8 protein-coding genes are annotated in these 13,857 nt (G+C 53.1%); all 8 read right to left on the minus strand.

The genetic code is table 11. The features are described 5' to 3' along the window. Positions 1–13: 13 nt before the first annotated feature. The 8 genes from PGL02S_RS13380 to bglX all read right to left on the minus strand — a co-directional run bounded on the left by PGL02S_RS13380 (position 14) and on the right by bglX (position 13,843). A complete protein-coding gene (locus PGL02S_RS13380) occupies positions 14–874 on the minus strand; it encodes a carbohydrate ABC transporter permease (RefSeq protein ID WP_036643985.1) in 861 nt (286 codons plus the stop codon). Then, entirely contained in the window at positions 864–1,820 is a 957-nt protein-coding gene (locus tag PGL02S_RS13385; protein ID WP_036643988.1) for a carbohydrate ABC transporter permease, read from the minus strand. Before PGL02S_RS13385 ends, PGL02S_RS13380 begins: the two co-directional genes overlap by 11 nt. After that, on the minus strand, positions 1,820–3,157 hold the full coding sequence (locus PGL02S_RS13390; protein WP_036643990.1) for an ABC transporter substrate-binding protein: 1,338 nt from the start codon (positions 3,155–3,157) through the stop codon (positions 1,820–1,822). The genes PGL02S_RS13385 and PGL02S_RS13390 overlap by 1 nt, the downstream gene beginning before the upstream one ends. 299 nt (positions 3,158–3,456) lie before the next feature. Further along, positions 3,457–4,011, minus strand: a complete 555-nt coding sequence (locus tag PGL02S_RS13395) for a glycerol-3-phosphate responsive antiterminator (RefSeq protein ID WP_006207853.1) — start codon at positions 4,009–4,011, stop codon at positions 3,457–3,459. Between the two features lie 562 nt (positions 4,012–4,573). After that, on the minus strand, positions 4,574–8,443 hold the full coding sequence (locus tag PGL02S_RS13400; RefSeq protein WP_036643992.1) for a discoidin domain-containing protein: 3,870 nt from the start codon (positions 8,441–8,443) through the stop codon (positions 4,574–4,576). Between the two features lie 552 nt (positions 8,444–8,995). Continuing rightward, the gene (locus PGL02S_RS13405) at positions 8,996–9,466 is read right to left on the minus strand and encodes a DinB family protein (protein ID WP_006207851.1); all 471 of its coding nucleotides are present in this window, start codon (positions 9,464–9,466) and stop codon (positions 8,996–8,998) included. Between the two features lie 150 nt (positions 9,467–9,616). Beyond that, entirely contained in the window at positions 9,617–11,689 is a 2,073-nt protein-coding gene (locus PGL02S_RS13410) for an amylo-alpha-1,6-glucosidase (RefSeq protein WP_036643994.1), read from the minus strand. Positions 11,690–11,713: 24 nt separating this feature from the next. Further along, on the minus strand, positions 11,714–13,843 hold the full coding sequence (gene bglX / locus PGL02S_RS13415) for a beta-glucosidase BglX (protein WP_036643997.1): 2,130 nt from the start codon (positions 13,841–13,843) through the stop codon (positions 11,714–11,716). Between the last annotated feature and the right edge of the window lie 14 nt (positions 13,844–13,857).

The following is a 13,857-nucleotide window of genomic DNA, read 5'->3' on the forward strand; positions in this document are numbered from 1 at the left end:
GAATAAAATGAGGTTATTTAAATGTCGAATTCGCCATGGCGGCTACAATATGCTTCTGCATGACCGTAAACACCAGCACGATCGGGATAATGGCCATGACGCTGGACGCCATAATAACATTGAAGAACATCGCTTCATTGCCGGCAATGGAATCCCGCAGCATGGCAATACCTACCGTAAGCACGCGCATATCGTTGTCGTTGGTCATGATGAGCGGCCAGAAATACGAGTTCCAGGACGAGATGAAGATTAAGACGCCCATGGTGACAATCGTTGGCATTGCCATCCGAAACAACAGCTTATACAGAATCGAGAACCTTCCGGCTCCATCCACGCGCGCTGCTTCCAGAACGTCATTGTTGATGGATTTGAAGGCCTGCCTAAGCAGGAATATCGCGTAAGCAGAAGCTCCATGAGGCACGATGAGCGCCCAGAAGGTGTCCAGCCAATCCAGCTTGGACATCATGACGTACACCGGAACGAAAATGACCTGCTCCGGTACGATCAGTGCAGCCAAAACCAGTAAGAACAGAGCGTCCCGTCCCCAAAACTGCCCCTTCGCAAAAGCATATGCCGCCATCAGCGCCACATTCAGCTGCAAAATAATCGTTCCTACCGCCATCAGCAGCGTATTACTGAAGAACCGCGCATAAGGGATCACCCGGAAGGCCTCGGCAAAGTTCTGCCAGGCAAAGGTTTCCGGCCAGAATGTAGGAACGGCCATCCGCATCTCAGACTGCGTCTTGAGCGCACTGATCAGCAGCCAATACACCGGAAAGAACATGACAAGCGTTACCATGACGGCTCCGATGATGCGGAGCGTCATCATGGTCTTGCGGTTCTTGGCTGACCCGGCCATATAATTATCCTTCATAGTGCACCTTCTTCCTGCTGACCACCCATTGAACCAATGTTAACAGCAGTATGATAACGAACAGAATCATGACAAGCGCAGAGGCTCTTCCTGTCTTGAATTCATCGAAAGCCATCGTATAGATCCAGTACACAATGGCGTTTGTGGCCTTGAGCGGACCGCCGTCTGTCATTACGTCAATTGACTGGAACACCTGCATGGAGGAAATAAAACTGGTAATGACAAGAAACAGGGTCATCGGCGACAAGAGTGGCAGTGTAATATTGCGGAACTGCCGAAGCTTGCTGGCCCCATCAATCGAAGCCGCCTCATAATACTCCGCCGGAATCCCCCGCATGCCTGCAATAAAGAGGATCATCGCGAAGCCCACGCCCTTCCATACCGAAACGGCAACCAATGCCGGTAATGCCGTGGAGGGATTGGTCAGCCATTGGACAGGGTCCATGCCAAACCAGGATACAACGGAATTCAGAAGCCCGTATTGTCCGTTGTATATCCAGGTGAATACCATGGCTGCAACCACCATCGACACGTAATATGGCATGAAGATGACACCGCGCATGAAGCCGAACAGACGTGACGAGGACACATTGAGGAGCAGCGCCAGCAGCAGCCCGATCACAAGCGTGAATACAACGTCCATCAAGGTGTACAGGAACGTGACCTTCAGGGACTGATAGAAATCGGCGCTGCCCAGAAGACGCGTATAGTTATCAACGCCTACGAACTTTTTCACGGGACGAGTCATATTCCAATTCGTGAAGCTGATATAGACGGAATAGCCCAGCGGATAATACAGGAACACCCCCATGAACAGCAGCGCCGGGACCGCGAATGAAAAGTCCTTCCACTTCTCCATTAACGTATGAGACATCCGTTTAGAGACCGAAGCGGTCGCCCGATTGGACGCCGCCTTAGTCACTTGTTTATTGATCTCCATAGGCATCACTCATAGTCAGCCAGAATATCGTTGATCTTCTTGGCCGCATCCTGCATAAGTGGTGTCGGATCTTTTTTGTTCAGCACCATTTCCCCTACAACTTCTTTGTACACTTCACTGAATTCAGGATAAGCCGGGTGCTGCATACGCGGTGTCACTTCATCAAAGTGCTCATATACCGATCGGTATTGCGGCCATCTTTCGAAATATTGATCGCCTTCCTCCGACTCGATCGCGGATTTTCTTGTAGGCAGGTATCCAACGGATTCGGCCCATTTAATGTTCTGCTCGGCTGAAGTCATGAACTCGATGAATTTCCATGCTGCTTCTTTCTCCAGATCCTTGGCACCGTCCATCATGACGATACCTGCGCCGCCAATGTTGGAGGTACGGACCTTATCGCCAGGAATGAAGGATACGCCGACTTCGAAGTCTGCATTCTCGCGGTACATCTTCAACATAGCGGAAGTGTGCTGTACCATGGCGATTTCACCGTTCAGGAACATTTGCCGCATATTGTCGGAAGCTCCTTTACCGAAGCCCATATGCATGCTGCCGTCATTTTGCCATTTGTAGAAATTCTGAAGGTAGCGGAGGGAATCCTCGTTCTCGACAGCGGAAGCACTCAGGTCCTCCGTCAGGATTTGTCCGCCGCCGTTAATGTTCCAAGGGTCATAGTACCACGTATCCCAGCCTGGAACCGAAAAGGCATAGCGAGTCGTTTTGTCGCCTTCCTTTTTCGTTACTTTTGCATTGAAATCCTCAATCTCATCCCATTTCGCAGGAGGCTCTACGCCCAGCTCGTCCAGCATCGTTTTGTTGTAGACGAACACGCTGGTGCTGACAATCAGCGGGAATCCGAATTGCTTGCCGTTGTAGGCATAGGCGTTCAGCATCCCTTGAGCAAAATCGTCCATCTTCACTTCATCGCGCTTGATCCATGGACCCAGGTCGGCAAATACACCGCTGTCCGCAAAGTTCGCGAGGGACGATACCTCAACATTGGTCACGGCCGGTACATTATTCGCAGCTACGGCAGCCGACAGTTTCTTGTGAAGGTCAGGATAACCGCCTTGGAACACCGGTTCTACCGTAATATGAGGATACTTCTTCTGAAACTCTGCAATCATGTAATTCAAGCCTTCAAGCTGGGCATCCGCGTGGGCATGCCAGTATTGGATTTTGACAGGTGTTGTATCGTTCTTCATATCCATTGAAGCGGCTTCCACATCATCCAGCGAAACCTCGCCTCCAGCACTTTCACTTCCACCGCCGCCTCCGCATGCCGTAGTGATGACCATAAATATGGTCAGTAACGTCAACAACCATGATTTCTTTTTCATTGATGATCTCTAGCCCCTTTCGAATCAACTTCTTCTGAATAATGGCTTGTCTATCCACACTTCATCCATCCCAATGCCAGCCCTGGCGGCACATGGACCCTCAGGAATGAGGAAAGCTCCTCATCCAATCAACCCTTCTATCCCTTAAAAAGCGCACAAAAATAGAGACGTCAAAAGAGCGCAACCTAAGAGCCACCACCTCCTATAAAAGCTAAAGTAGCTGCTACTCGGGTTATCTCATCGTCTCCACCCCTAGCAAATATGTAATTGTAGTAAATCCATTAACCCTACAGGACGCTTTATTTCCAAAAGCGCGCATCACCCGTAGATACGAGATCTGCACCGTTAGCCAGTGCCTCATCGATTTCTTCTTCGCTTCGTAAAAATCCTCCCACAATTAGCGGACAGTGAATTTCCTTCTTCAGGTCGCGGATCACGCGGGGCATAAGTCCCGGCATCAGCTCCACCTCGTCCGGACGCGCTTGTCCGATCATCTTCACGGCGGTTCTTAAAGCTGTCGTATCAATGGCAAACACACGCTGTATCGAGCTGATGCCTGCTTGCCGCGCTGCTGCTACCGTATTGGTCTTCGTGGTAATGATCCCATCGATCCGATACGAATCCGCCAAATACTGCACAGCCGAATTGTCACGACCAATCCCGCTTACCATTTCCAAATGAACAAACACTTTTTTGCCTGAGGAGTGCAGCCGACTTACGATATCCCTTAGTTTCATAATGTCACCTGTCATCAGGTTCACCCGTTCCACCGCGCTGCTCACAGCCGCATCGATCTGTTCAAGCTTGGTAATCGAAGCGATCACGGGAAGACGGCTTCTCTTCTGATCTGTCATAAGTGCGTGTCCCCCTTTACCGAACACTCACTATGATAAAGCGATAGGATCATGTGAGTATTAACGATGTGTAAAATATGTGTTAACGACGCTCCCTGCACACATACCACACGTCATGAATGCGCTTTCCATTTAGCTGATAACAGATTTTACTATATGCCTGGTTTGGTAGGTTCCCTCCTAGACTTAGGATCATTTTCGGTTCAGCGAACATGGGGAGAACGCTTTCAGAATAGCTCGATCAGCTATTTAATATCTATCATAGTGGAATGATTTAGCTAGAGTCTATAGCGAATATTGTATTAATTTGTCGAATTTAAAAGAATGTGAGTTGAATGTAATAAATATCATGGCGCTTTGTAAAAAGAACGTCAACTCCGTTTGCAATCGTCCCTGGTTATGGGGCATATAGAAGGGCAGATCGTGCCACGGAGATCGCACAGGATGGAAACAGGCCGCCCGAGGGTATCGGACGACCTGCCAATCCATGCTTCCATGCGCCTGTTTCAGGCGCTTAACCGTTTGGTCTGCAAAATGCGCTGACTGCTCTACACCTTGGGGATTACGGATTTACCTGAATCGTAAACGTCGAGGTGTTATTCTTGATCGGCGTTACGGTATCGGTGATCTTCAGGTTATTAAAGATCACACTGCCCACGGCCGGACCTTGGTTCGGCTCCGGCATTTCGTTAGCCCAGATTCCTACGCCGGATTTCGCGTCAAATGCGTCGCCACTCTTTTTCGCACCGGAGATCGTAATGTTCGTAAAGATCGTATCCTTGACCGGATTCTGCGGCTGCCCGCCAACATAATTGGTCTGGAACATGATGCCGTGGTAAGTCGGGTCGATAATATCCACGTCCGTTACGCGAATGCCCTGGAACACCTTCGAGGCTGAGAACAGCCACATTGCCGGGAAGGTCTGCTGGCCCCAGAAATGCCCGCCTGCCCGGACAATCGAGATATTCTCGAATTGGGTCGGCGGCGATGCGCCGAAGCCGTTCATCGGGTATCCGAAATCCAGCGAGCTGATCGTGACGCCGGAATAACAGAGCGTATCCGCAATGTAGATATTACGGAATGTATTGCCGTATCCTCCATATACCGCAAGGCCCGCCGCACGCCAGGTCAGCAGCGAAGTCAGATTCTCGTAGACGTTATCCTTCTCGTCTGCCCCTCCCGCATCAATCGCGGAGAACAGAGCAAAGCTGTCATCCCCTGTTGCCCGTGCTTCAATGTTGCTCACGAGATTGTTCGTGCTGCCGTTAGTCATGTTGATCCCATCAGCAAACACGTTGCGGATCCGGGAGTTGGTAATTTTCATGTAATCCGTATTGGCGCCCCAATACATGCACACTTGGTGCTCCACCCAGATGTTATCGATCGTAATGTTCGCAACATTCGAGAAATCGAACACTTTGCCCGGTCCGTCGATCCGGGAGGTGTAATTCCCAAAGTATGCAAAGTTCGCGAAGGTGGAGCCGTTCGCCGTTGCATTGATGGAGAATCCGATATCGGTATTGTTCTGTGACGATGGACCGGTAAAGCGGGTAAACCATGGGCCAGCGCCGACGATTTTCACCGGTTTGCCGTAAACCTGGAACTTATTCGATGTCTGATAGGTTCCAGCCGGGAGATAGACGCCGACCAGATTGCCCGTTGTATCCATGCGGAATTTATCCAAAGCGTTCTGCACATCCTGATGCGTAAAACCTGCCGGAACGACATATTTAGCAGGGTCCGGATTCGCAATTAAGGTCACCTGCTCCAGATTGATAAAATCAATGGCGTACTGGCTTGTGTTGGCTGCATCCTTCTGCAGGCGGATTTTGCTTCCCTTCGGGATGGTGGTATCAAACATGATGTTGGCCTCGTCATATATGTGACGCGGTGCTCCTGCAGATGGGCTGTTGCTTGGATTGGCCTCATCGCCATAGAGCCATGCATATTTGGAAGTGAGATTGATTGTCTTGGTAAAGACACCATCCACATAGACGTTCAGCGTAGCATCGATCCCTCCACCGCCAGGCGCATCCGGAATCGAGAAGCGCGTAACCAGACTATTCGTGCTGGCTTTCGTCGTGAACTCTACGAAGCTGCCTGTTGAATGGAGTGTGACCGCCTTCCGGCCGGATGCTTCACCGGCAATATCCCCGATGTTGCGGTTCGGCCCGACCACAGCCGCTCCGCCGCCAACGACGGCATCCTCGGCCTCATACATGTCATAAGGCATATTCGCCCCCCGTCCGATAAAGAGCGAGCTTGTTGCGATGTTGTTAGCTTGCTTCACCGGCAGCTCATTGGCATCCACGGCCACCTCGGTCTTCACGTTGTACTTGCCGTTGGCCGCCGTCCAGCTGCCTACGTTCACCGGCTGAGCCGAAGCCCCGCTGGCGATGACGCCATTCACCGTGCCTGTAAAGGTCTGAATGACGTTGTTTGTATTCGCATCGCTCAGGGTCACCTTAATGCCGTGAGCACCTCCAGCGGACGCGGCCGTACCCTGGTTCTTCACCGTAACGGTGAAATTCACACTGTTTCCGGCAGCCGGATTGCCCGGTGACCAACTGGTCGCTGCCACCAGGTCGGAGCTTTGAACAGGGCTGATGACCATGGATGTCGGATGCGTGTAGCTGTTATTGGCTTCGTTCTGCTCCATGACGGCATTGTTCTCATCCACCTTGGCCGTGAGTTGATATGTTCCCGCCTCCTTGGCACCGAGATTCAAGGTCACGTTAGCCGAAGCACCGGCTGCGAGTCCCGCCACATTCGAAGTACCGAGCTTGGTATTGCCATGGTAGAAATTGACGGTTGTTGCCCCGGAAGAGAGGGTCCCGATGTTCTTCACTACGGCCGTTAATACAATGCTGTCGGTTTCCACCGGGTTCACCGGTGTCCAGGACATTCCCGTAATGGTCAAGTCCGGATTGGAAGCAGGCGTGCCGATAACTTGAAACTCGGCAATCTGTCCTCCCGATGAACCCGTATTGGCCGTGATCCTCAACTGCACGGCATTCACTTTGGCAGTAACCGGAATGGTCACCGTATTGCCCGTGGCCGGGTTAAAGGTATACTGCGCAGCGGATACCAGATTTGTGAAGGCGTTACTGTTCTGATCATGGCCCAGCACCTGAATTGTCTGCGTACGCGTTCCCCACTGGCTATCCGGATTCAGCTTCAGCACAACCGACGAAATGTCCGCGTTGGAGCCTAAATCGACGGTCAGCGTATGCGGATAACGGTTGGCACCGCCTTCCCAATACGTGCTCAAGCTGCCATCATTGGCATTGGAAGCGGCATAAATGTATTCGTTCGAGGAAGCCGTGATCGGCTTGTTCAGCGCCAGATTGGTTCCGGTGCCTCCGCCGCCGCTGCCCGTGCGGGTCACCATGTTGCTGGCGGCAGATACATTACCGGCAGCGTCTTTGGCCTTCACATAGTAACTGACCGTGGCGGCAGCAGGCTGATTATCCGTATACGTCAGCACATTGCCGGCTACGCTTGCCCGCACTGCCTGATTGGCGTATATATCGTACCCCGTTACGCCGACATTGTCCGCTGATGCCGACCAGGTCAGCTTAATCTGGCCTGAAGCTGGCTCAGTATAAGCGAGGTTGCCCGGGGCAGTCGGTGCCTCTGTATCCCCGGCCGGTGCCTGGCCGTACACTTCGAACTCGGAAATCTGACCGGCTGGCCATGCGGTATTGGCGGTGAAGAGCAGCCGTACATATCGCGCCGATTGCGCGGTCAGATTGATCGTAACCTTATTGCCGTCTGCCGGATTAAATGTATAGGCAGCGGAAGAAGACAGGTTGTTGAACGCTGAGCCGTTGCTGCTGCCTTGTACGGTCAACGTCTGAGATCTCGTCTCCCACCCGCTCGCAGGCAGCTTCAATATCACTTTGTTGACATTGTAGGAGCTGCCCAGATCCACCTGAAGCCACTGAGGAAAAACGTTGTTGCTGCTCTCCCAGTAGGTAGCCTGGTTAGAATCATTGGCATTCCCGGCAGCATAGGTCTGGTTATAGGAGCTGGCCGTCATATTCTTGCCAGCCGCCAGATTGCCTGGCTCCACTGCGATTACGGCATCCTCGGCTGCTGGCGCTTTGGCGTCTTCGCCGGATGCAGGTGCCTTACCTCCTTCGGACCCGCCGCCCGGAGTGCCTTCATCGCCTGAGCCATCTCCTGGCACCTCCTCATGACCGGAGCCGGGCCGGCCTCCGCCCGGTTGATCCATAGCGGGTTCCCCCGCCGCCGGATCGCCATCCCATTGCTGCCCATCTCCAATCTGAACGGCTGGATGCGAATCGGTATGGGATCCCTCAGCAAAGCCCGGGTCAGGCACCATGATCAGCTGTGTCCATATCAGCATCAATACGAGTAAACTCATGACAGCAGGTTTGATTCTATTCATCAACCTTCTGGATTTCATGATCCAACCTCCTGATATCAAATGTTTTCCTTGTGTACGTTGCATACGTTAGTCTCGTCTTCCCGGCCGCATGCCGGAAGAAATAAGTATGCGCTTACAACTATGTTCCGTTCGTGCCGATCACCTCCCTTGAACTCCTATGTACCCTGTGTTGGTCAACCGCCGCCGCTATCCTCCCCATCACGCCCCCAGCACGAATAACCCTGTTAGGATCACCCGAACATAGGCAAAATCTCGCGCACTGGCAGTTTATAAGGAAGAATGCAATAAACATAATGAGAGGGTATGCTGGTTCAGGTGCTGCTGCAAAAACAGAAACATCATGACGCCGTGCGTAAATCTGCGGGGAGCTTAACGATGGGTGGCAAACATATTCCATGCTGTGTCATTACTATAAAGGATTTCCAGATCGATTGACGATGCGCGATCGTATGTTTTTTAGGTGAATTTCTATGCGAGAAAGGAAAGGAGTTTTAATATGGTCAGGTCAGAAAAAAGGCCGGACAAGAACGCCCCCTTGCCCAGCCCGGATGGATCTCCTCCATCCCATGGCTATTCGAATAACGGGACCTTCGGGTCCTTTCCGTTACAGTGAACCAGCATCGCATGCAGCTGTCCCCGGTGGTGGTACACATGACCCAGTATTTCAAGCAGCCATTCGTACCTCGAATAGGTGACGCCCCAGTAGGACGTCATCTCCTGATGAAGCTCTTCTTCCGTCATCTCTCTGAACGCCTGTTCCAGATACGAATAGTTGCTTAACAATTCAGCCTGTATATCCTTCAGGTTATGAATCGATACACCTGCATAATAGGCGCTCATCTCCTCCTGCGCAGCTCCTTGTGATATGTGGAAATCGGCCCGGCAGATGACGGCGATATGCTTGAGCAATTCCCCGACAGAATGTTTGTCCTCGGTCGGCTTAACGAGCAAATCCGCTTCATCGAGCTTGTCGATTATCGCCACGATGGATACAACGGCAACTTCAATCTGATGTAATGCATATGTACAATAGGAATTCATAGTTTCTCTCCCATCCGGTATGTATACAACAATCCATTCAAACTCACTCCACTATTATAGAACATACGTTCCTCTAATTTCAACCAAAAACAACCTGACCCTTAAGTATTAAGAGTCAGGTTGTTCGTGCACACAGAATCTGATAAAAGATCAATCCACAAGATTGAATCCGGTTGTATTCTCAAGTACTTGGACTTTAAACGTGCTGCTGCCGGCTTCCCGTACGACGAATACGGACAGATGCCCGTTTCCGATGGCAATCCGCTCGGCCTTCAGCTCATTCATCCCTTCCGGAAGGAACGGAGACAACGCAATTTCCTTCCTCGCTGCATTCGGATACAATCCGAGCATCGCCTGCAGGAAGGCAATCGAGGTTCCCGCTGCCCATGCCTGCGGCGAACAGGTTGTCGGGTATGGAACCGGATAACCGAGCTTCGCATCATGTCCGCAGAACAGCTCCGGCAGACGCTGGTACTCAAAATGCGCCGAAGCCTGCAGCAGGCCGGAGATGACCTTACCCGCCTCATCCTTGAATCCCTGCTTGCCAAGTCCCAGCAGGATCATGGCATTATCATGCGGCCATACACTGCCGTTGTGATAACTCATCGGATAGTATCCCGTGGAGTCTGTGCTCATCGTGCGGATTCCATATCCGTTAAACATGTCACTTCTGAGCATCCGCTTGGATTGGGCTTTCGCCCGGCTCTCTTCCGGCAGCCCGCTCATAAGCAGATGCCCGGGATTCGAGGATACGCTGCGCACCTGACGGAGATCCTTATCCAGTGCGATGGCATAACACATCTCATCCTCCATCCAGAAGGCCGATTCGAATCGAGCCCGAAGCTCCGCGGCTTCCGTCTCCAGCCTGCGGGCCCGTTCCGGCTCGCCTAACTCTGCAAAAACGGGCACCAGCGATGCCTTGGCTTGATACACATAGCCCTGGACCTCCGACAGTGCGATCGGAGATTCCGCATACTCTCCATTCTCATGGATGATCGAGTTGGCGGAATCCTTCCAGCCCTGGTTCGGGAAGCCTTTCTCGGCTTCCTGCTTGTAAGCCATGAAGCCGGAGCCCGCTTCAAGCGAGGCGTCGATGTAATCCAATGCCCGCAGCATGTTTGGCTTCAATTCCTCCGCCAAGGAAAGATCGCCTGTCCAGCGGTAATACTCGCCGATCAGCGCCAGAAACAGCGGTGTGGAATCGATGGTACCGTAATACGGCGAGAAGGGCGATTGATTCGTCGTGACAAGCTCTCCATAGCGAATCTCATGCATGATTTTGCCCGGCTGCTCATCCCGCCAAGGGTCCGTCTTCTCGCCTTGATAAGCTGCCAGCGTTCTCAAGGTCCCCTTGGCATGCTGCGGGTTCACCGGAAGCATGAACAGGGCCGTGATCAAGCTGTCCCTGCCGAATGGAACCGCGAACCACGGCAGCCCCGCGACTGTTGTATCGCCGAAGCCCACATCGGTCGTCAGCATGCGCAGATCCTGCAGCCCTCTCTGGTACAAGCCGCTGAACAGCGCGGAATCCGACTGGACCCGTGAGCTGTTCCGGTACCATTCTTCATACGAGGCTTCGAGCTTCTTCAGCCCTTCTTCGTAGGTGAGCGGCTCCGTTACGGAATGCTGCTCCGTCATCGGCGTGACAAAGAAAGTAATGACCTTCCGCTCTTTGGCTTTCAGGGACAACGGGAACGAGACGTTCCCGGCCTCATCCGCTTGGCCGCCGTCCGCATCCCAAGCAATGCGTGTCTGTCTTTTCAGGTTATCAGCCCCGACGTAGGCCAGCGTCATATCCTGATCGCCGGTCAGAATCCCCTCCATCTTGCCAACTTCCCCGGTACGGTATTTACGGACCAGGAACATATCCTGAAAGTCCGCGTCGAAGGAAACCGCGAACTCGATATTCGAGTCCGTCACGAAATAATTGGTCAGTGTGCAGCGCTCGTACAAAATGCCATTGTAGATGAAGCGCTCCCGAAGCACTTCAATCGCCCCTTCATCCTTGGCATCCTTCATCAGACGGAATGAAGCAACATAACTCTTGTCCCCCGTGGAGGACAGAAGCGAAGGCTTCTCGCCATCGATGAACAGCTCCATGCGGCTCAAAAAACGCGTATCCTTCGTATATAAACCATGGCCTTGTTCATCCCCCAGGACGATATCTCCATTAAGCCCGGTCAGAAAGAATAAATCTCCTTCTTTAATTACACGGTAGTCCATGTTTAAATCCCCCTTTGATTCCGGTTATTCAACAACTACAAGCTCAGCCTGCAGTCCTTCTTCCGAATGTGGTCCGACCCAGACATGGAACTTCCCGGGCTCTACCGTAAACGCAAGTCTCTCATCCAATAGCCCAAGTTCTTCACGTCCCAGCGTAAAATGTACCGTCCGGCTCTCGCCCGGCTGCAGCTGTACCTTGCGGAATCCCTTCAACTCTCTGACCGGCCGGGTCGAGCTTGCAACCAAGTCGCGAATGTACAGCTGAACGGTTTCCTCGCCGGCTCTTTGTCCGGTATTCGTTATGCTCACCGATACATCTACGGACTCATCCCGGCCGATTTGATGCCGGTCCAGCATCATGTCCGTATACTCAAACGTTGTATAACTCAGGCCATATCCGAACGGATACAGCGGAGAATCGTCGCAATCGATATAATCCTCGTACAGATGAGGACGTCCGGTATTCTTCCGGTTGTAATACATCGGAATTTGGCCCGTGGCGCGCGGAACGGTAACCGGGAGGCGGCCGCTCGGGTTATGCGCTCCAGTCAGCACATCCACGAGTGCGTACCCTGTCGTTGTTCCAAGGTGCCATGCTTCCACCACAGCATCGGCAAACTCGTGCAGCCACGGAGCAGCAAGAGGGCGTCCATTCATCAGCACCACCACAACCGGCGTGTCGGTCTGACGCTTCAGTTCCTGAATCAGAGACTCCTGGCAGGATGGAAGCGTAATGGAGGTGACGTTGTAATGCTCGCCCGTCATGGCTTCGGATTCGCCCACAACGACAACCGCAACATCGCACTGCTTGGCAAGCTCGACAGCCCGCTTCACTCCGCCATCCAGCTCCTCCAGAATGCCGCTGCCCGGCTCATAGAACACCTCGGCCTTCGGCGCGATTTCCGATTGGAACGCATCCCATACCGTGATCACGTCTTCATCGCGGCCTTTCCAGGCCCAGCAGCCCATCGAATTGTGGCGGTCATCCGCCAGCGGCCCGATCAGAGCCAGCTTCTTGTGCGTGCTGGTGTCCAGCGGCAAAATCCCGCTGTCATTCTGCAGCAGCACAATCGATTTCCGGGCGCTGTCCCTGGCCTGCTCCAGATGAGCAGCAGGGATGGCTTGCCCTTTCGGCGCATCTCCGTTCGCTTCAGCTTCTTCGCTCACATACGGATGCTCGAACAATCCGAGCCGGAATTTCACCTGTAATATGCGGAGCACCGCATCATCCAGTTGCTTGAGCAGCTCGGGATTGTCCTGGATCAATGCTTCCAGATGATCAAGATAGACACCGGCGTGCATGTCCATATCCACCCCCGCGTCCAGCCCCTTCAACGCGGAATCCTTCCGATCCTCGGCATAGCCATGGTAGATCAGCTCTTCGATCGACTCCCAATCGCTGACCACCATACCGTCAAAGCCCCATTCCCCCTTCAATATATCCCGCAGGAGATAACGGCTTCCGGAAGCAGGAACGCCGTTCAGTTCACTGAAGGCACTCATCACGGATAGCGCTCCGGCCTGAATCCCGTGATAGAAAGGGGGCAACACGGTTTCGCGCAGCGTCCGCTCCGACATGTCGGTTGTATCATAGTCCCTGCCGCCTTCAATCCAGCCATACCCGGCAAAATGCTTCACGCATGCCGCTACCGTCGGATAGCCGTCCTCATTCGGGCTTTGAAATCCCCTGACCTTCGCGGCAGCGGCCAGAGAGGACAGATAAACATCCTCCCCCGTGCTCTCCGCGATGCGGCCCCACCGGGGGTCGCGCGTGATGTCAACCATCGGCGCGAAGGTCCAGCGAATCCCTTGCGCTGCGGCCTCTACGGCCGCAATGCGGGCGTTCTTCTCCATCCCTTCGGGATCCCAGCTGGCGGCCTCGCCCAGCGGAATCGGAAAGATGGTGCGGAAGCCATGAATGACGTCATCCCCAATCAGAAGCGGAATTCCGAGGCGGGTTTCCTCAACGGCCAGCCGCTGTAGCTCGTTGATCTTTTTCGGACCATGCACATTCAGCAAGGACCCGATCTTGCCTTCGGCAACCAGCTTCAGCTCCTGCTCCTCGCACCGGCCGTATTGCACCGTCTGACCGACCTTCTCGGTCAAGGTCATCTGCGTGAGAAGATCCTTCGCACGCTGTTCCACGTTATCCATGTCTAATCCCTCCC

The organism is Paenibacillus glucanolyticus NBRC 15330 (assembly GCF_004000885.1).
Lineage (GTDB): Bacteria > Bacillota > Bacilli > Paenibacillales > Paenibacillaceae > Paenibacillus_AQ > Paenibacillus_AQ glucanolyticus.